Source organism: Devosia lucknowensis, from assembly GCF_900177655.1.
Lineage (GTDB): Bacteria > Pseudomonadota > Alphaproteobacteria > Rhizobiales > Devosiaceae > Devosia > Devosia lucknowensis.
On record NZ_FXWK01000001.1, the window covers coordinates 227,486 to 245,941 of the forward strand.

Annotated in this window: 16 protein-coding genes and 1 pseudogene; 11 read left to right on the forward strand and 6 right to left on the reverse strand. The window is 66.1% G+C overall.

Annotated features, from left to right (window positions below; all coding sequences use genetic code 11):
• The first annotated feature begins 1 nt into the window (after position 1).
• Positions 2-964, forward strand: a complete 963-nt coding sequence (gene cbiB, locus CCK88_RS01110; protein WP_086468714.1) for an adenosylcobinamide-phosphate synthase CbiB — start codon at positions 2-4, stop codon at positions 962-964.
• A 103-nt stretch (positions 965-1,067) separates the two neighbouring features.
• Here the strand turns inward: cbiB and cobU are convergent, their stop codons facing one another.
• A complete protein-coding gene (gene cobU, locus CCK88_RS01115; protein WP_086468715.1) occupies positions 1,068-1,604 on the reverse strand; it encodes a bifunctional adenosylcobinamide kinase/adenosylcobinamide-phosphate guanylyltransferase in 537 nt (178 codons plus the stop codon).
• A gap of 270 nt (positions 1,605-1,874) precedes the next feature.
• Between cobU and CCK88_RS01120 the strand changes: the two genes are divergently transcribed.
• The 4 genes from CCK88_RS01120 (at position 1,875) to edd (ending at position 7,119) form a co-directional block, all read left to right on the forward strand.
• A complete protein-coding gene (locus CCK88_RS01120; RefSeq protein WP_170926309.1) occupies positions 1,875-2,810 on the forward strand; it encodes a glucosamine kinase nucleotide-binding domain-containing protein in 936 nt (311 codons plus the stop codon).
• A 12-nt stretch (positions 2,811-2,822) separates the two neighbouring features.
• Positions 2,823-4,307, forward strand: coding sequence for a glucose-6-phosphate dehydrogenase (zwf, locus tag CCK88_RS01125; protein WP_086468717.1), 1,485 nt, complete (start codon positions 2,823-2,825; stop codon positions 4,305-4,307).
• A 178-nt stretch (positions 4,308-4,485) separates the two neighbouring features.
• Complete coding sequence (pgl, locus tag CCK88_RS01130; RefSeq protein WP_086468718.1) at positions 4,486-5,181, forward strand: 6-phosphogluconolactonase; 696 nt, start codon at positions 4,486-4,488, stop codon at positions 5,179-5,181.
• Positions 5,182-5,304: 123 nt separating this feature from the next.
• The gene (gene edd, locus CCK88_RS01135) at positions 5,305-7,119 is read left to right on the forward strand and encodes a phosphogluconate dehydratase (protein WP_086468719.1); all 1,815 of its coding nucleotides are present in this window, start codon (positions 5,305-5,307) and stop codon (positions 7,117-7,119) included.
• Positions 7,120-7,279: 160 nt separating this feature from the next.
• Here the strand turns inward: edd and CCK88_RS01140 are convergent, their stop codons facing one another.
• Positions 7,280-8,437 carry a citrate synthase gene (locus CCK88_RS01140; RefSeq protein WP_086468720.1) on the reverse strand — a complete coding sequence of 386 codons (1,158 nt, stop codon included), beginning with the start codon at positions 8,435-8,437 and terminating at the stop codon, positions 7,280-7,282.
• A gap of 84 nt (positions 8,438-8,521) precedes the next feature.
• Here CCK88_RS01140 and CCK88_RS01145 point away from each other — a divergent pair, with 84 nt between their 5' ends.
• Entirely contained in the window at positions 8,522-9,607 is a 1,086-nt protein-coding gene (locus CCK88_RS01145) for a citrate synthase/methylcitrate synthase (protein WP_086470748.1), read from the forward strand.
• Here CCK88_RS01145 and CCK88_RS01150 read toward each other — a convergent pair.
• The 3 genes and pseudogenes from CCK88_RS01150 to mutL form a co-directional block, all read right to left on the reverse strand.
• Positions 9,604-11,150 (reverse strand): annotated as a pseudogene (locus CCK88_RS01150) (VOC family protein). The gene CCK88_RS01145 and the pseudogene CCK88_RS01150 sit on opposite strands and share 4 nt — an antisense overlap.
• A gap of 4 nt (positions 11,151-11,154) precedes the next feature.
• Positions 11,155-11,556 carry a hypothetical protein gene (locus CCK88_RS01155; RefSeq protein ID WP_086468721.1) on the reverse strand — a complete coding sequence of 134 codons (402 nt, stop codon included), beginning with the start codon at positions 11,554-11,556 and terminating at the stop codon, positions 11,155-11,157.
• Between the two features lie 8 nt (positions 11,557-11,564).
• A complete protein-coding gene (gene mutL / locus CCK88_RS01160; protein ID WP_086468722.1) occupies positions 11,565-13,388 on the reverse strand; it encodes a DNA mismatch repair endonuclease MutL in 1,824 nt (607 codons plus the stop codon).
• A gap of 95 nt (positions 13,389-13,483) precedes the next feature.
• Between mutL and CCK88_RS01165 the strand changes: the two genes are divergently transcribed.
• From CCK88_RS01165 to CCK88_RS01185, 5 genes are all read left to right on the forward strand, one after another.
• Positions 13,484-15,244, forward strand: a complete 1,761-nt coding sequence (locus tag CCK88_RS01165; protein ID WP_244557402.1) for an alpha/beta hydrolase — start codon at positions 13,484-13,486, stop codon at positions 15,242-15,244.
• Complete coding sequence (locus CCK88_RS01170; protein WP_210189892.1) at positions 15,241-15,705, forward strand: nucleoside deaminase; 465 nt, start codon at positions 15,241-15,243, stop codon at positions 15,703-15,705. Before CCK88_RS01165 ends, CCK88_RS01170 begins: the two co-directional genes overlap by 4 nt.
• Positions 15,706-15,794: 89 nt before the next feature.
• Positions 15,795-16,259, forward strand: coding sequence for a hypothetical protein (locus tag CCK88_RS01175; RefSeq protein ID WP_086468723.1), 465 nt, complete (start codon positions 15,795-15,797; stop codon positions 16,257-16,259).
• Complete coding sequence (locus CCK88_RS01180) at positions 16,259-16,507, forward strand: helix-turn-helix transcriptional regulator (RefSeq protein WP_086468724.1); 249 nt, start codon at positions 16,259-16,261, stop codon at positions 16,505-16,507. Before CCK88_RS01175 ends, CCK88_RS01180 begins: the two co-directional genes overlap by 1 nt.
• The gene (locus CCK88_RS01185) at positions 16,504-17,472 is read left to right on the forward strand and encodes an NAD(P)-dependent alcohol dehydrogenase (protein ID WP_086468725.1); all 969 of its coding nucleotides are present in this window, start codon (positions 16,504-16,506) and stop codon (positions 17,470-17,472) included. The genes CCK88_RS01180 and CCK88_RS01185 overlap by 4 nt, the downstream gene beginning before the upstream one ends.
• 13 nt (positions 17,473-17,485) lie before the next feature.
• On the opposite strand, the gene CCK88_RS01190 is transcribed toward CCK88_RS01185, so the two are convergent.
• The gene (locus tag CCK88_RS01190) at positions 17,486-18,412 is read right to left on the reverse strand and encodes a patatin-like phospholipase family protein (RefSeq protein ID WP_086468726.1); all 927 of its coding nucleotides are present in this window, start codon (positions 18,410-18,412) and stop codon (positions 17,486-17,488) included.
• Positions 18,413-18,456 lie beyond the last annotated feature (44 nt).

The window sequence follows — 18,456 nt, forward strand, 5'->3', positions numbered from 1 at the left end:
CTTGGACCCGCTGATTTCTCCCCTGGCGCTGGCGCTCGAACGCCAGGTCGGCTACCCGCAAAAACTCGTCGATACCATCGGCCACCCGGTCATGTGGTTCGGCAAGCTGATCGGCTTCTGCGACACCCGCCTCAACACGTCCGCGCGCACCCCTGCCCAGCGCAAGCTCGCCGGCGTCGTCGCCCTCGGGCTGCTGCTGCTGTCCGTGCTGATCGTGACGACAGGCATCCGCACCATACTCTCGTGGTTGCCCCTCGGTTGGCTCCTGGAAATGCTGCTCGCCACCGTCTTCCTGGCGCAAAAGGAACTCGGACGCGCCGTCGCGGCCGTGGCCGACGCTCTGCGCACGTCGCTCGCCGCCGGGCGCGAAGCCGTCAGCCATGTGGTCGGCCGCGATCCCGCGACCCTCGACGAGCCCGGCGTCGCCCGCGCCGCCATCGAAACCCTCGCCGAATCGACCTCCGATGGCGTCGTCGCGCCCTGGTTCTTCCTCCTGCTGCTCGGCCTGCCCGGCATTGCCCTCTACAAGGCCGTCAACACCGCCGACAGCATGGTCGGCCACCTCAATGACCGCTACCGCGACTATGGCTGGGCTGCGGCGAGGCTCGACGATGTGCTCAACTGGATACCGGCCCGCTTCACCGCCGTGCTGGTCACCGCGGCCTGTTTCTTCGTCCCCGGCGCCAGCCCCGGCAAGGCCTGGGCCATTGCGCGCCGCGATGCCCGCAAACACGATTCGCCCAATGCGGGCTGGCCGGAAGCCGCCTTTGCCGGTGCCCTCAACTTCCGGCTCGGCGGCCCGCGCAGCTATGATGGCGAACTGGTCGATCTGCCCGCCTTCGGCGACGGCAGGTCAGGCCTTGGCCCCAGCGACATCATGCTTGCCCTGCTGCTCTATCGCCGCACGCTCGACGTGCTGCTCGTCGTCAGCGCCTTTGTCGCGCTCATCATGCTGGTCAGCTGAGTGTCAGATGAACTCTAGTATCCAGCTCCGCCCTCGGTCCAACCCGAGGGCCACCCGCCACGACCGCGCAAGCCGGGGCGTTGCATGGCATCGGATCAGGCGATCAACTCACCAGCCCCGGGGTCTCGCCCTTCATAGTCAGCGGCAGTCCTGCGGCGACGAAGTAGACGTCGTCGCAGATTTCCGCCAGCCGCTGGTGCGCTGATCCGGCCAGGTCGCGGAATGTGCGTGCCATGGCATTGTCGGGCACGATCCCGAGCCCGACCTCATTGCTGACCAGCACCACCTTGGCCTGCCGGAACTCCATCAGCGTGGCGCAGAGCTCGCTCACGGCCAGCGACACATCCTCGTTGGCGATCAGGAGGTTGGTGATCCACAGCGTCAGGCAATCCACAAGGATCACGTCGTGGTCGGCACCGGCTCTCAGGATGGCATCCGACAGGGCCGTCGGCTCCTCGATCGTGGTGAAGCGTTCGCCGCGGCTGGCCTGATGGCTGCTCACGCGGTCGCGCATCTCGGCGTCGAGTGTTGTCGCGGTAGCCAGATAGGCGGGGCGTGAACCGCCGCGCAGCGCCAGCCTCTCCGCAAAGGCAGTCTTGCCCGAGCGTGCCCCGCCCAGAACCAGGCAATGTCGTGTCATGTCGCAATCCTCTTTCGGGCGCCGCCGCGACCCGTATAGGTGCTTGTCACTGTGGCTTTAAACGGGGCCGATGGGCAAGCTGTTCCGTGTGCGCGCCGTCCCGATCTCCACACCACGCAAAACCTGCGCTCCACCCGCATTTTCTTGGCTCTACTACTTTCGTCTTAGCGCCTTTCGCATTATGGTCCGCGCCGAATTGACCCCCTAGTGTGGGATTCCCGAGAGCAGGTATCTGCTCCCAATCCCCCTCAATCGACGGAGTTGCCCTTCGTGCCGCGATATTACCTTGGCGTTGATGGTGGTGGCACCAATTGCCGCGTGCGCCTGGCCAACGAGAATCTCGAGACGCTGGCGGAGGTCAAGAACGGCCGCTCCAATTTGCAGATCGACGGCGGCGACCCGGCCTACAAGGCCATTACCGACGGCGCCCGGGACGTTTTCGAGGCCGCTGGCATCGACTTCGCCGAAGCCGCCAACACCTATGCCTGTTTCGGCATGGCCGGCGGCCGCATGGATAGCGCCCGCGCCGGCTTTGCAGCGCGGTCCTGGCCCTTTGCCGGGGTCAAGGTCTACGACGATATCGACATCGCCCATGCCGGCGCGCTGGGCGGCGAAGAGGGTGGCGTGGTGATCATCGGCACCGGTTCGGCCGCCATGTCCATCGTCGGTGGCAAGCGCTTCCAGGCCGGTGGCTGGGGCTTCCACATCGGCGATCAGATGTCGGGCGCCATTCTGGGCCGCGAACTCGTCCGCTACACCGTCGAGGCCAACGATGGCATGGTCGAGGCTTCGGCCCTGACCCAGGCGGTTACCCAGGCGCTGGGCGGCGACAACCAGGCCATCATGACCTGGTCCTTCGCCACCGAACTCGATGTGCATCTGGAAAGCGGCGACGGCTCCGAGGATGATGCCCTGATCGGCCGTGCGCCGGGCGAATTCGGCAAGCTCATGCCGCTCTGGTTCGAGCATCTCGAACAGAACGATCCCGTAGCGTTGAAGCTGCTCGATATCCAGCTCGGCTATATCGATGGCTACGTGCGCTGGTTCAAATCCCACGGTGCCTCGGTCATGGCCATTGTCGGCGGCCTGGGGCAGCGTCTCTATCCCACGCTTCAGCAGCATTATGGTGACTTCGTCGCCCTGCCCAAGTACGAACCCCTGCATGGCGCCGTCATTCTCGCCCGGCAGAATTTCGCTTCGAACTGAGGACTAACGCTTTTGTCCAGCCGCATCATTCCCGTTCAGCCCTTCGACTACGTGGTGTTTGGCGCCACCGGTGATCTGACGAAGCGCAAGCTGATCCCGGCGCTCTACCATCGTTTCCTCGATGGTCAGTTCGACGAGCAGAGCCGCATCATCGGTGCGTCTCGCACCAAGCTCAGCGAAGCCGAATTCCAGAAGCTGGTGCGCGACGCGCTCAGCCAGTTCGTCGAGAAGGATTATCAGGAAGCCGCCGCCATCGATCGCTTCGTCGGCATCTGCACCTATGTGCCGGTCGACGCGAGCAAGCCCGACCAGTCCGGTGATCTCGGCGCAGCCCTGCGCGACGATCCCGGCATCGTTCGCGCCTTCTATCTTGCCGTTGCGCCCGATCTGTTCGAGCCCATCGCCGAATATCTCCACGCCAAGAAGCTTTATCGTCGCGACGCTCGTGTCGTCATCGAAAAGCCCCTCGGCCACGACCTCGCCTCCTCGATGGAAATCAACGATGGCGTCGCCAAGATCTTCAAGGAAGATCAGGTCTATCGCATTGATCACTACCTCGGCAAAGAGACGGTGCAGAACCTTCTGGCCCTGCGCTTTGCCAACACGCTCTTCGAACCCGTCTGGAACTCGGCGCATATCGATCACGTGCAGCTGACCGTGGCCGAAAGCGTCGGCGCCGGCACCCGCGGCTACTATGACGAGAGCGGTGCCCTGCGCGACATGATCCAGAACCACATGCTGCAGTTGCTCTGCCTTGTGGCCATGGAGCCGCCTGCCAGCGACGATGCCAATGCCCTGCGCGACGAAAAGCTCAAGGTGCTGCGCGCCCTGCGCCCCATCGTCAACGGCGAAGTGGCCAAGGAAACGGTCCGCGGCCAGTATCGCGGCGTGAAGTCCGAGGCGACTGCCGTCGCCAGCTACCAGGACGAGCTTCCCGACGACAAGAAGGGCAGCCGCACCGAAACCTTCGTGGCGCTCAAGGCCCATATCGACAACTGGCGCTGGGCCGGCGTGCCGTTCTACCTGCGCACTGGCAAGCGCATGGCCGAGCGCGTCTCGGAAATCTGCATCCAGTTCAAGCCGATTCCGCACTCGATCTTTGATCATGCGGAAGGCGCGCCCAAGGCCAACAAGCTCATCATCCGCCTGCAGCCCAACGAGGGCGTCAAGCTCATGATGATGATCAAGGATCCGGGCCCGGGCGGCATGCGCCTGCGCGAAGTGCCGCTGAACCTCAGCTTTGCCGAGACCTTCACCGAACGCACGCCTGAAGCCTATGAGCGTCTGCTGCTCGATGTCATCCGCGGCTCGCAGACCCTGTTCATGCGCCGCGACGAACTGGAAGCGGCCTGGATGTGGGTCGACCCGATCCGCGAAGCCTGGGATCGCTCGAGCGAGCCGCCGCAGACCTACACGGCCGGCACCTGGGGCCCGAGCGGCGCCGTCGCCCTCATCGAACGCGATGGCCGCACCTGGTACGAGGGCAGCAATTCGTGATGGACGACATGCACGCAACGGCTTCGGTGGTACCCCCACCCAGCCTCTCCCTGACAGGGGGAGGGGCGCTAGTGTGGTGCAAGAGATTCGTCGCCAACTCGATCAATCCCTCCCCCTTCTCCAGGGGGAGGCTAGGAGGGGGTTCCTGCCCGCCGCACCATCTCTGGAGGTCCACCCCATGACCCTCACCCGCCGCACTTTCGCCGACAAGGCCACCCTCGCCAAGGAACTCGCCGAAGCGGTTGCCGATCGCATCCGGGCTGCCATTGCCGAGCGCGGTTCGGCCGCCATCGCCGTCAGTGGCGGGTCGACGCCCGGCAAGTTTTTCGCCGCCCTCGGCAAGACTAGGGATATCGAATGGGACAAGGTCGTCGTTACCCTTGTCGATGAGCGCTGGGTCGATGAAACCAGCGATCGCTCGAACGCCCTGCTGGTCAATGAAAAGATGTTGCAGGGCCCAGCCGCCGTTGCGCGCTTCTTCCCGCTCTATTCGGGCGGCGACGAGCCGGATGCGACCCATGTCGCCCAGACCAATGCCCTCATGGCCGAATTGCCCCATCCATTTGCCGCGGTCATTCTCGGCATGGGCAATGACGGCCACACGGCCTCGTTCTTTCCTGGCGGCGACACGCTCGACGCCGCTTTGACCGGCGCCGGTCCGACCCTTGCCATCCGTGCACCCGGTGCCGGCGAGCCGCGCATCACGTTCACGCTGCCGCGCCTGCTCGAAACCGATGGTCTCTACCTTCATATCGAAGGCGACGAAAAGGCCAGTGTCCTTGAGACCGCTCTGGGCGATGGCCCGGTCGAGGACATGCCGATCCGCGCCGTGCTGCGCTCTGGCGCGCCGGTCACAGTTTACTGGTCTCCATAAGGCCCCTGGAGCGGTCCCCAATCGACCGCTCTGGCCGCCTTTGAAGATCAGTTTTTGATGCGAGGCTATCCGCGCCAGTGGCCCCCCCTTTGGCGCGTCCTCGCGCTACCATTGGAGACTGCCATGACCGTCCGCCAGGCCATCAGGGACGTGACCGATCGCATTGCCGCCCGCAGCCGCGACACCCGCCGGGATTACCTCGATCGTCTCGACGCTGCCCGCGAACAGGGCGTTTACCGCGCTGCCCTGTCCTGCGGCAATCTCGCCCACGGTTTCGCGGCCTGCAGCCCTTCCGAAAAGGCGGCCATTGCCGGCAACAAGGCGCTCAATCTGGGCATCGTCACCAGCTATAACGATATGCTGAGCGCCCATCAGCCCTATCAGTTCTACCCCGATATCATCAAGGAAGCGGCCCGCGAGATCGGCGCCACCGCCCAGGTTGCGGGCGGCGTCCCGGCCATGTGCGACGGTGTTACCCAGGGCCAGCCGGGCATGGACCTGTCGCTCTTCAGCCGCGACGTGATCGCCATGTCGACGGCCATCGCGCTCTCGCACAATATGTTCGACGCTGCCGTCTACCTTGGCATCTGCGACAAGATCGTCCCGGGCCTCGTCATTGGTGCGCTGGCCTTCGGTCATCTGCCCGCCGTCTTCATTCCGGCGGGCCCCATGCCCTCGGGCATTCCGAACGACGAAAAGAGCAAGGTTCGCCAGCTCTATGCCGAGGGCAAGGTCGGTCGTGCCGAACTGCTCGAAGCTGAGAGCAAGTCCTACCATTCGGCCGGCACCTGCACCTTCTACGGCACTGCCAATTCCAACCAGATGCTCATGGAGATCATGGGCCTGCATCTGCCGGGCGCCAGCTTCGTCAATCCCGGTACGCCCCTGCGCGATGCTTTGACGCGCGAAGCGACGAAGCGCGCCCTGTCGCTGTCGAGCCTTGGCAACAACTACACCCCCATCGGTCACATCGTCGACGAGAAGGCTATCGTCAACGGCCTGGTCGGGCTCCACGCGACCGGCGGCTCTACCAATCACACCATGCATCTGATCGCGATGGCTGCCGCAGCCGGCCTTCAGGTCACCTGGGACGACATGAGCGACCTCAGCGACGCAACGCCGCTTCTGGCGCGCGTCTATCCGAACGGCGTCGCCGACGTGAACCATTTCCACGCCGCTGGCGGCATGGGCTTCCTCATCAAGGAGCTCCTCTCCGACGGTTACCTGCACGAAGACGTCAAGACCGTCTGGGGTACAGGCCTTTCCGGCTATACGGTCGAAGCCAAGCTGGGCGACGACGGCCTCGTCTTCGAGCAGTCGCCCGATCAGAGCGCGCTGCCCAAGGTCCTGACATCGGTCAAGGAACCGTTCCAGCAGACCGGTGGCCTCAAGCTCCTGACGGGCAATCTCGGCCGTTCCGTCATCAAGGTCTCCGCCGTCAAGGACGAGCATCGCGTCATCGAAGCGCCCGCACGGGTCTTCCACGGCCAGGAAGGACTGCAGCGTGCCTTCAAGGCCGGCGAACTCGAAGGCGACATGATCGCAGTCGTGCGTTTCTCCGGCCCCAAGGCTCTGGGCATGCCCGAACTCCACAACCTGACGCCGCCCCTGAGCGTGCTTCAGGGCCGCGGCTTCAAGGTAGCGCTGGTCACCGACGGTCGCATGTCCGGCGCTTCGGGCAAGGTCCCCGCGGCCATCCACATGACCCCCGAAGCCGTCGATGGCGGCCCGATCAGCAAGATCCGCGACGGCGACATGATCCGCCTCGATGCCAACGAGGGCACGTTGACCTTCCTTGGCGACGAAAAGGAATTCTTCTCCCGCACCCCCGCCACCGAAGACCTGCGCCCACAGCACTTCGGCATGGGCCGCGAACTCTTCGACGGCTTCCGCCGCCTCGTCGGCGTCGCCGACAAGGGCGCGAGTGTGTTTGGCTGATCGCCAAACGCCTCCAAGCTTTCAGTTACCGTCATTGCCCGGCTTGTCCGGGCAATCCATCCCTGGGACATATGGACCACCCGCACAAGCCGGGTGGTGACGGTGTGGATGAGCTTCGCCTCCCCGCCATTCGGGCGTAGCCCTCATGGCCTTTCCGGGCTCAAATCGCTCCACTGGAACGATTTGCCCTTTGGGACGCCTCAAATCCCACATACCGGGCCCGCGGCCGGATCAGCGCGCCCGTCTCCACCTGCTCCAGTGCATGGGCGATCCACCCCACGCTCCGGGCCAGGGCGAAGATTTGCAGCGGCGCGGCCTCCGGCAGGTCGAAGGCCGCGACCAGTGCCGAGAGCGCGAAGTCGATATTGGGCCTGTCGCCTGTCAACCGCTCGCCCGCCTCCGCCAGCGCCGCAAACGGCTCGGGCAGGCGAAACGCCGCCATCAGCGCCGTGGCGCGCACATCGCCCTGCGGATAAAGCCGGTGCCCGAAGCACGCCAGCGTTTCTCCCTGCCGCAGATGCTGCGTCACCGCGGCCTCGGCGCCGTTCCTTTTCGCCCGGTCCACCAGTCCCGCCATGCTCTGGCTGGCCGTTCCGTGCAGCGGTCCGCTCAGCGCCGCTAGGCCCGCCAGCACAGCCGCCGAAAGCGGTGCGCCGGTCGAGGCGGTCACCCGCGCGGCAAAGGTGGAGGCATTGAGTTCGTGCTCGGCCAGCAGCACCAGCGCCCGCCGGATCGCGTCTGCCGCCTCGGGTCTCTGCCATTGCCCCGCCAGCCGCTCATGCACCGGCATCGTGCCCGGCGCCGCCAGCGCGCCTGCCAGAAACGACACGGTGCGGGCCGCATCCCCCAGCAGCACGCCGCGTGTGCGTCCCGTCGTCGGCATGTCGGTCGCCGCCAGTTCGGCCACGGCACGGTAGGCCGCAGGCATGCCCGGCGCCAGCGCCCGCGCCTTGCCGGCAAAGTCTACTTCCGATGCCGAGTTCCAGAGCAATCGCGCCACCGCGCCCAGCGTCGCCGTTTCCGCCAGCGCCACGGCATCCTGCCCGCGATACACTAGCCGCCCGTCCGCCACCGTGGCGATCCGCGTCTCGAGCACCGGTTCGCCCCAGGCGATGCTCTCGGCGGCCACGGTGCGCGCCGGTCGCCGCCCCTGCTGCCGCCCGGCCAGCCGGTCCACATCGTCCTCCCGATAAAGGCTCTTGCGCGGATCGGCCGGATCGGGCCGCGCCGTGATGCGCCCGCGGCTGACATTGGCGTAGAGCGTTTGCGGTTTCGTGCCCATCCGCGCCAGGGCTTCATCCGCGGACAGCCAGCTCATTCATGCCTCGCATTGATCTAATTGATCAAGATTGACGTCAATCTTGATCATGCCAATCTAGGGCGAAACAACAAGGAGAACAACATGTCCGGTCTCGACAATGTCATTGCCGCCGAAACCCGCCTGAGCGAAGTCGATGGCGCCAACGGACGCCTGGTGATCTGCGGCCACAGCCTCGACGATCTCGCCGGGAACGTTCCATACGAGGACGTGCTGGCCCTGCTGCTCCCCGATCTCCTCGGCCCAAATCCCCAGGCCATCCGTGCCGATCTCGGCCAGGCCCGCGTGGTTGCCTTCCGCCAACTTGCCCATCTCGATGCCGAACTCGCCGCGCTCCCCGTGACCGAGGCCCTGCGCGCCCTGATGGCGCGTCTGCCCGACGGCGAGGATCGCGAGACCGCATTGCTGCAGATCGCCGCGCCCGCCGTCTTCGTGCCGGCTCTGGTCCGCCGCCAGGCGGGGCAGGGAGCCATCGCCCCCGATCCGGCCCGCGCCCATGCCGCCGATATGCTGGCCATGCTGACCGGTGCCGATCCCGGGGCCGAGGCCGTCCGCGCGCTCGATACCTACCTCGTGACCGTCTCCGATCACGGCCTCAATGCCTCAACCTTCACTGCCCGCGTCGTCGCCTCCACCCGGGCCGGTTATGCCTCGGCGGTCGTCGCAGCCCTTGGCGCGCTCAAGGGCCCGCTCCACGGCGGCGCCCCCGGTCCGGTGCTCGATATGCTCGATGCCATCGGCACGCCCGCCAATGCGGCCGACTGGATCGACGCGGCCCTGGTTCGTGGGGAGCGTCTCATGGGGTTCGGGCACCGCGTTTATCGTGTGCGCGATCCGCGCGCCGATGCCCTCAAGGGCGCGCTTCGGCGGCTCGGCGCTGCCGGCGGCATGGATGCCGGGCGTCTGGCCCTGGCCGAGGCCATCGAGCGCGACGCCCTCACGGCCCTGCGCGCCCGCAAGCCCGATCGCGTGCTGGAAACCAATGTGGAATTTTTCACCGCGCTCCTGCTCGAAGCGCTGGGCTTCCCGCGCGATGCCTTTACCGGCGTGTTCGCCGCGGGCCGCGTCGGCGGCTGGGTCGCCCATGCGCACGAGCAGATCGAGACCGGCCGCCTCATCCGCCCGCAATCGCGCTATGTCGGCCCGCAACCCGCCGGCCGCGCTGCCTAGAGCCGGTTTGGCGCCAGCCAGGCGGAAATCTCAAGCGCGTCCCGCTCGCCCAGATCGTGCCCACCGGGCACGGTCTGGACGTCGACCCCGGCGCCCGCCTTGCGCAGTACCACGGCCAGCCTTTCGCCCTCTGTCCGGAATGCGTCCCGCTCGCCCAGCACGATCAGCACCGCCACGCCGTCCAACCGCGTCTCCGGCGCCTGGTCGAGAACCATCGCCGGCCGCAGCAGCACTGCCCGCCGCACCATGCCCGGATGCAGCAGCATGGCCGCACCCAGTAGATTTGCCCCGTTGGAATAGCCCAGCGCCGCCAGCTTGTCTTCGTCGAGCCCATAGGCGCCGCGCGCCTCATCGAAGAACGCGTCCAGCGCCCCCGCCTCGAAGCGGATATCCTTCTGGTCGAAGATGGCCGGCCCGAAACTGCGGAACCAGCGGCGCGATCCGGTTTCGGTACTGCGGCCCCTGAGGCCCAGCAATGTCGCATCCGGCAGCGCCTTGTGCGCCAGCGGCATCAGGTCGGTTTCGTCCCCGCCCGTGCCATGCAGCAGCGCGATCACCCGTCCATCGGGCCGGTCAGGCGTGAAGAAGCGGTGCTCATAAATCAGGTCGCGATAGATCACTCGCTCGCCGCCCGGCAGGCCGAACTGCGGCAGCATGACCTTCAGCGCTTCCGGGTCAGCCGCATCGGGCGGCATGAACAGCTTTCGCCCAGGGTTTCGAGCGGCTCGTCCAGGGTAAAGCCCGGTCCGTCGCTGGCCATCTCGATCAGCGTCCCGCCCGGCTCGCGCACATAGAGCGAGGTGAAATAGTGCCGGTCATGCAGGTTCGTGAGGCTCGAATTGCGCTTGCGCAGCTCGGCCTCCACAGCCTCGACTTCCGCGGCGTCCACAGCCCGCACCGCCACGTGGTCCACCGTCCCCGTGCCCGGCGCTCCACCCCAGAAACCACCGGCATCCCTGATATCGAGCACATCGCCTGCTTCCGACACCAGTCGCCGGATTGGTCCCTCCGTCGGGCCGCTCCGGAAGCCGAAAGAGCGCGTCAGGAAATCGATTGTCTCTTCCTGCACCTCCGAAAGAAGCGTCACCCCGCGTATGCGGCGGATCCGGTGTTCGGCGGGGATATCGCTGTCCGGCATCTCCAGCGCCGGCACATCTGCGCTCACCAGCTTCAGGAGAACCCCGTCGGGATCGCGCAGCCGCAGCACGGTCTCGCCGAATTCCTGCGCGGTGCCCTCCACCTTCACCTGATGCGTCAGCGCGCGTTCGAGCCAGAACCCGATCGAGCCTGGCGCGATGGCCAGCGCCACTTCGCTCACCTGGCCCGCGCCGGCCTGTCCCGGCGATCCGCCCTGCCACACGAGAAAGGTGATCAGCGCTCCCGGTGTGGCCTGGTAGTCGCCGTAAAACAGGTGCAGTTGCCGCGCGTCTTCATAGCCGCCCGTGCGCTTGACCAGCCGCAGACCCAGGAACCCGGCATAGAAATCCACATTGGCCTGCACATCCTTGGTGATCAGCGTGACGTGGTGGATGCCTGAGGTCATCGGATCAAAGTCCACAATCGCTGAGTGCGGCGCCTGTTGCGTCGACGCTCATATCGTAGAGGACACCGCCCGTCAGGCCTGCAAAGGGCGCGCAGATTGCGCCCGTATCCGCCTGACAAGGGGCCATGACATTGTTGACGGTGAGCAGGTCGCAATCGCCATCGCAGCTGGCATGGCGCACGAAACTGACTTCCGCATCCGTCATGAACAATATGCGCTCGTCTGCGTCCACCTTGGACATGACTTTAGCGATATGGGGACAGGCATTGGTCACATTGCTGATCAGAAACCTGCCGCCGCCGCCCATCCCCAAAGCCTGTTTGGCCCGCTCTTCGTCAAGCACGGTTTCGGCCATGGCGGGCATGGAAAGAAAGGCGAGGGCAGTGGCGAAAATGGCGCGCTTCATGGCAATCCTTATCTGCTCCGCCCGAACAGGCGCTCGATGTCGCCCTTCTTGAGCTCCACATAGGTTGGCCGCCCATGGATGCACTGGCCCGAATGGGGCGTCGCTTCCATGTCGCGCAGCAGCGCATTCATTTCATCGACGCGCAATCTGCGCCCCGAGCGGACCGAGCCGTGGCACGCCATGCGCCCGATGATTGCCTCCATGCGTTCACTCAGCGCCGCCGTGCTGTCCCATTCCGCCAGCCCGTCGGCCAGGTCCCGCACCAGCCCTGCAATGTCGCTGGATCCCAGAAGGGCGGGGGTTTCCCGCACTGCGATGGCGCGCGGCCCGAACCGGTCAAGATAAAGCCCGAAGCGTTCGAGCTCCGGCGCGGCCTCTTGGAGCCGCGCGCAGTCTTCTTCGGGCAGTTCCACGATGATCGGGATCAGTTGCGCCTGGCTCGCGACCGGCCCTGAAGCCAGCTGCGCCTTGAACCGCTCGTAGACCAGCCGCTCGTGGGCGGCGTGCTGGTCCACCAGCAGCAGCGCGTCGCCGTTCTGCGCGATGATGTAGTTGTCGAACATCTGCGCCCGCGCCGTACCGAGCGGAAAGTCCTCGGTCGGCGCGGCCGCGACGGCGGGCTCCACCCTGGCGCTCGGCTCGGTAAAACCGTCCAGCCTTGATGGCGAAGCATCGAGGTTGAGCGGCGCACGGCCGCCCCCGAAATCGAGCCGTTGCGGCTGGTAGCGTGCCCCCCAGGAGCCAGTGGGCGCAATCGGGGCAGGGGCAGCCGGTTCGGCCATTTCGGGGGCGGAGAAGGCGCCCAGTATGTCCTCGGCCACACTGGTCGAGGCCTTGAACCCGGCTGCCGCCAGCGCCAGCCCGATGGCCTTGATCACGGCGCCGCGGACTGCGCCCTGGTCACGGAATCGCAACTCGGCCTTCGCCGGATGCACATTGACGTCGACCTCCGCCGGGTCGATGGCGATGTAGAGCGACACGACCGGAAAGCGGTCGCGAAACACGTAGTCGGCATAGGCCGCGCGCACCGCGCCGACCAGCACCTTGTCGCGCACCGACCTTCCATTCACGAAATAGAACTGAGACAGCGAATTGGCCCGCGTATAGGTCGGCAGGCCTGCCATGCCGGCCACCACGATACCGTGCCGCGCGGTGGCGAGAGTCACGGCATTCTCGACGAAGTCGCTGCCCATCACCTGCCCAAGGCGGCCGCCGAGCGCCCCTTCGCCCACCACGGCGGGCCAGTTCGACGCCGTCCGGTCGCTGCCCTCGAGCACGAAGTGGATTTCCGGATTGGCCATGGCCAGCCGCTTCATCACATCGGTTATCGCGGCCGTTTCGGATCGCGCGGTCTTGAGGAACTTTCGCCGTGCAGGGACCTGTCCGAACAGGTCCTTCACCTCGATGACGGTGCCGCGGTTCATCGCTTGCGGCATGGGTCCGCTGCGCCGGCCGTTATCGACGACGATCACCATGCCGCTTTCGGCGTCGTGCGTGCGCGACGCCACCGACAGGCGCGATACCGACCCGATCGAGGCCAGCGCTTCGCCGCGGAAGCCCAGGGTTCTGATGTCGTCGAGATCGTCCACCGAAAGCTTGCTCGTGGCGTGGCGTTCCACCGAGAGCAGCAGGTCGTCGCGATCCATGCCGTGCCCGTCATCGGCGATGCGGATCAGGTCCATGCCGCCATTGGCCGTTGTCACGGTGATGCGGCGCGCCCCCGCATCGATGGAATTTTCCACCAGTTCCTTCACCACGCTCGCGGGTCGCTCCACCACCTCGCCGGCGGCAATGCGATTGATCAGGTCTTCGGGTAGCTGGCGGATGGGCAAGGGCGATTCTCCTGACGCCCAATATAGGGCAGCGATCACGCCCTGCCGACCCGGCTGGGCACGTTGGCCTGTTCATATCCACTGGCAGGCTTCTCATGCGCACCCAACCCATTGACCGCATCCCGCCTCTGGGGTTCCCTGCGCTCATGACCACCATCCCCTCGCCAGAACAGTCCCGTTGGAGCCGTTGGGCCAACGCCGTCTGGGATCGGGTGGCCTATCACCTGTCGCCGCCGGGGCTTCTGGTCGGGGCCATATTCTTTGCCCTCTCGCTCACCCCATCGCTGCTGCCGCGCACCGAGATCGTGCAGGGCGTGCTGTCGGGATGCTGCTTTGCCGTGGGCTATGGTTTCGGCAATCTGGGACACTGGCTCTGGAACTATCTCGGCCTCAAGGTGCCACCCGGACCAGTCACCCGGGCTCTCGGCGTCCTGGCGGCGCTGGCCTGCATCATCCTCATGCTGGTCGCCCTCTGGCATTCCAACACCTGGCAGAATTCGGTGCGTTCGGTCATGGGCCTGATGCCCGTGGACCGGAGCCAGCCGCTGTTGATCGCCGCCATGGCCTTTCCCGTCGGCGCCGGCCTCCTGATCGCTGGCAAGATCCTGGTTACGCTGATCCGCATCGTCTGGCGCTGGCTGACCCCGCATCTGCCGCGCCGCGCGGCCTTCGTGCTTGCCACGGCCATCGTCCTGCTGCTCGGCAGCATCCTGGTCAACAACCTTTTCCTGCGCATGGCCCTGCGCGCCGCCGACAATTTCTATCAGCAGCTCGATGCGCTCGTCTCGTCCGAGGCCGAGCCGCCCTCCGCCTGGTATCAGACCGGCAGCGACCAGTCGCTGATCGATTGGGACACCATCGGCCGCGACTCCCGGGTCTACGTGCGTTCCGGCCCCGATGCCGCGAAAATCCGGGCCGTCACCGGCCAGCCCGCCATCGAACCGCTCCGCACCTATGTGGGGCTGCGCTCGGCCCCGACGGCTCAGGATCGCGCCAACCTGGCCCTTGCCGAATTGCAGCGCATCGGCGCCTTCGAGCGCTCCGTGCTGGTCCTCGTCATGCCCGTCGGTACCGGCTGGGTCGATCGGGCCGCCATCGACACGCTCGAATATCTCCACCACGGCGATGTCGCGAGCGTCGCGGTCCAGTACTCCTATCTCACCAGCGTCCTGTCGCTGTGGATCGAGCCCGAACTCGGCACCGAGACCGCGCAGGCGCTGTTCAACACCGTCTACGGCTACTGGACACAGCTGCCCAGGGATAGCCGGCCGCGTCTCTATCTCCACGGTCTCAGCCTCGGGGCCCTGGCATCGCAGAACTCCACCACCGTCTACGATGTTCTGGCCGATCCCTTCGATGGAGCGCTCTGGGCCGGACCGCCGTTTTCCAGCTCGGTCTGGAGCCGCATGACCGAGAACCGCCAGCCCGGCACGCCCGCCTGGCTGCCGCGCTTCGGCAATTCCTCGTCCGTCCGCTTCATGAACCAGTCGGGCGCCAGGGGCTGGGATGGCCTCGCCTGGGGCCCGATGCGGATCCTCTTCCTTCAGTATGCCAGCGACCCGATCGTTTTCTTTTCCTTCGATGCTGACTGGCGCCGCCCCGACTGGCTCGATGCCCCGCGTGGTCCCGACGTGTCTCCGGCCCTCAACTGGTATCCGGTCGTGACATTCCTGCAGCTCGCGCTCGATGCGGCACTGGCGCAGACCGCGCCTGTCGGTTACGGACATGTCTATGCCCCGGCCCACTATATCGATGCCTGGACGGCGGTGACCCAGCCGCCGGACTGGACGCCGGCCAGCCTCGAAGCGCTGAAGCGGGCTATCAATCCCCAGGACTATGCCGTGATCCGCAAATGACCCTCGCCACCACCGACAGACCGATGGATCTCGCTTTGGCGCTGGCCGAAGAAGCCGCTGCCAATGGCGAGGCCCCCGTCGGCGCCGTCATCGTGGAAGGCACCCGCGTCCTCGCGGCCGAGCGCAACCGCATGCAGGCCCTGCGCGATCCCACCGCCCATGCCGAGTTCCTCGCCATGCGCACGGCGCTCGCGGTGCGCGGCACCGGCCGGCTCGATGGCTGCGACCTCTACGTGACCCTCGAACCCTGCGCCATGTGCGCCGGCGCCATCGCCCACACCCGCCTGCGCCGCGTCTATTTCGCTGCCGAGGACATCAAGGCCGGCGCCGTCGAAAACGGCATCCGTCTCTTCGATCAGCCCACCTGCCATCATCGTCCCGAGGTCGTCGGCGGCCTCTCTGCCGCACGTGCCGAAGCCATGCTGGTCGATTTCTTCCGCACCCTCCGCAACTCAGGCTAGGCGCTCCAACACGTCGTGTCAAAAATATTTGACTCAATGTTGGAAATATTGGATATCAGGACAACGAAACTTTCCATCGGGGACTTCTGATGACCATGCGCGAGCGTGTCGCCTGGATGGCGACCGTCACTACGATCGTGATCTTCGGCTATTACTTCTGGAGCGTGTGGGCGGATGTCGCGACGCGAACGCTGGATGGCGATGCGCTGTTCTGGCGCTTCCTCAAGTGCCTTGGCGTCGCCATCGCGATCATGCTCCCCGCGGCGCTGATCGGCGCCCGGCTGAGCGGCGACCAGTTCGATCCGCCGCCCGATGAACTCGAACGCCTGATCGAGGCGCGCGCCAACCGCATCGGTCTCGCCGTGCTCGAAGTGGCCATAGTCGGCGTGGTGCTGGCAAGCGCCTGGGTCAGCGGCCTCGCCCGGACCGATTTCGCGGCCGACCCGGCGGGCGCCACCGCCATCATCCTCGTCAACCTGCTGCTGTTCGTAACCGCCTCCGCCGCCCTCCTGCGCGAGATCGTCACCATCTTCCAGTATCGCAGGCTCGCCTGATGCCCGCCCCGCCGCCGATCACCAACACCATCCGGCGCCTGCGTTTCGATCACGGCGAGATGACCCAGCAGCAGCTCGCCGACCGCATCGGCATGACCCGCCAGACCATCGCCGCCATCGAGCAGAACAAGTATTCGCCCTCCCTCGAAGCCGCCTTCCGCATCGCCGAAGTCTTCGGCGTGCCGGTCGGCGAGGTGTTCCAGTGGAAGGCCGATCCGCAGTCCACCAGCTCGGAGCGCCCGCGATGAAAGCCTGGTTCGCCCGCCGCTATGGCGGCCCTGATGTCCTGTGTCTCGAGGACATGGCCATGCCCGCGCCCGGCCCCGGACAGGTGCTGGTCCGCATCCATGCCACGACAGTCAATTCCGGCGACGTCAGGATCCGCGGCTGCAACTTTCCGCCCGGCATGAAGACGCTCGGCCGCCTCGCCCTCGGCTGGAACGGACCCCGCCGGCCCGTGCTCGGAACCGAACTCTCCGGCATGATCGAAGCCGTCGGGTCCGGCGTTGTCGGGTTTGCCCCCGGCGACGCCGTCTACGCCTTTCCCGGCATGCGGCAGGGTGCGCATGCCCAATATATCGTCCTGCCCGAAACCGGCGCTATCGCCCATCTGCCGGCGGGCCTCGATGTCCACACCGCCGCCGCGCTCTGCTTTTCCGGCACCACGGCGCTGCACTATCTCGGCAAGGCGGACGTCCGGCCCGGCCAGACCATGCTCGTCCTCGGCGGCTCCGGCGCAGTCGGGATGGCGCTGATCCAACTCGCCCGTCACCAGGGCATCGCGGTCACGGCCACCACCAGCGCGCCCAATCTGCCCCTGGTGCAATCCCTGGGCGCCACCCCCATCAATTACCGCAGCGTCGATCTCGCGCGCCTCGGCCAGCGCTTCGATGTCGTCGCCGACACCGTCGCTGCCAGCGATTTTGCCACCGCGCAGACCCTGCTCAACCCCGGCGGCCGCTACCTCGCCATCGCCGGCGGCATCCGGGAAATGCTGCAATCCCTGCGACCCGGGGCCCGCGGCACACGCATGATTGCAGGCCCCGCTGCCGAAAGCCGCGACGCCGTCATCGCCCTGGGCCGCCTCGCATCCGAAGGGCACTTTCGTCCGCACATCGAACGCGTCTTCCCATTTGCGGAGTTGCCCGCCGCCCACGCCCACGTGGATAGCGGCCGCAAGCGCGGCAGCGTCGTCGTTTCAGTGATCGATTGAAATCCGCCCGCCCTCAGCGCGGCGGGGTCGCCACCGGCTGCACGCGGTTCTGGATATAGGCCTCGACCTTGCTCTCCAGCATCCATTTGAAGCGGTCTTTCTCCGCTTCGGCGTGGCGGATGATTTCGCGCACGCGCCAGAATTCCATGGCGCCGAACTGCGCGACGCGCGGGCGGATGTAGATATCGGGCGGATAGGCCGCCATCATATGCGCCGTCAGCGAGTGCATCATGATCTGGGCCGAGCCGAACCAGATGTCGATCGCCTTGTGATCGGTCTTGCTGATATTGGCCGATGGATCACCCGCCACATCGATGCCGATCAGGAAGTCGGTGTCGATGTCGGCCTGGTCGAGGGGCAGGGGGTTGACCACGCCGCCATCCACCAGGATGTGATTGTTGTAGATCACCGGCTTGAAAAAGCTCGGAATGGCCAGAGATCCGGCAATGGCCGGGCGCAACAGGCCCGAATTGAACACCACCTGGTGCCACGATTGAAAATCCGTTGCCACCACGTAGAGCGGCACCTTGAGGTCCTTGAATTCCTTGGGAAAGCCAGGTGGGCTGAACGCGTCGACGATGCTGGTTGCGTCGAGCTGCATCGATATGCCGTTCTTGAGCAGGCCCCCGATGCCGCGGATCTGCGTCGCCCAGAGCTTGGCGGCAATGGTGCGCAGCGTGCCCAGCACTTCGAACGAGTGCTCGCGCAATTCCTTGCCGCTCATGCCTGCGGCCCAGCCCGAGCCGATCAGCGCGCCGATCGAGGTGCCTGATATCACCGATGGCTTCAGCCCGAGTTCGTCCATCGCCTCGATATAGGGGATATGGGTCAGCCCGCGCGCCGAGCCGCCTCCCAATGCCACGCCGATCCTCGGCCCGCTGGTCGTGTTCATCCTGCCACGCTCCGCACCCTTCATGCGCAGCTTGTCCGCCAGCGCCATGCCCCGCTTTTGCAGTGGGGTGGGGTCGCGCCTGGGCGGAGCCG

Excerpts from the sequence above, each read along its gene's own strand:
- CCK88_RS01180 (WP_086468724.1), top strand. The coding sequence starts at position 16,259 with ATGCCCGCCCCGCCGCCGATCACCAACACCATCCGGCGCCTGCGTTTC.
- CCK88_RS01170 (WP_210189892.1), top strand. The coding sequence starts at position 15,241 with ATGACCCTCGCCACCACCGACAGACCGATGGATCTCGCTTTGGCGCTG.
- CCK88_RS01185 (WP_086468725.1), top strand. The coding sequence starts at position 16,504 with ATGAAAGCCTGGTTCGCCCGCCGCTATGGCGGCCCTGATGTCCTGTGT.
- CCK88_RS01155 (WP_086468721.1), bottom strand. The coding sequence starts at position 11,556 with ATGAAGCGCGCCATTTTCGCCACTGCCCTCGCCTTTCTTTCCATGCCC.
- CCK88_RS01175 (WP_086468723.1), top strand. The coding sequence starts at position 15,795 with ATGACCATGCGCGAGCGTGTCGCCTGGATGGCGACCGTCACTACGATC.
- CCK88_RS01190 (WP_086468726.1), bottom strand. The coding sequence starts at position 18,412 with ATGGCGCTGGCGGACAAGCTGCGCATGAAGGGTGCGGAGCGTGGCAGG.
- CCK88_RS01165 (WP_244557402.1), top strand. The coding sequence starts at position 13,484 with ATGCGCACCCAACCCATTGACCGCATCCCGCCTCTGGGGTTCCCTGCG.
- edd (WP_086468719.1), top strand. The coding sequence starts at position 5,305 with ATGACCGTCCGCCAGGCCATCAGGGACGTGACCGATCGCATTGCCGCC.
- pgl (WP_086468718.1), top strand. The coding sequence starts at position 4,486 with ATGACCCTCACCCGCCGCACTTTCGCCGACAAGGCCACCCTCGCCAAG.
- cobU (WP_086468715.1), bottom strand. The coding sequence starts at position 1,604 with ATGACACGACATTGCCTGGTTCTGGGCGGGGCACGCTCGGGCAAGACT.
- CCK88_RS01140 (WP_086468720.1), bottom strand. The coding sequence starts at position 8,437 with ATGAGCTGGCTGTCCGCGGATGAAGCCCTGGCGCGGATGGGCACGAAA.
- CCK88_RS01145 (WP_086470748.1), top strand. The coding sequence starts at position 8,522 with ATGTCCGGTCTCGACAATGTCATTGCCGCCGAAACCCGCCTGAGCGAA.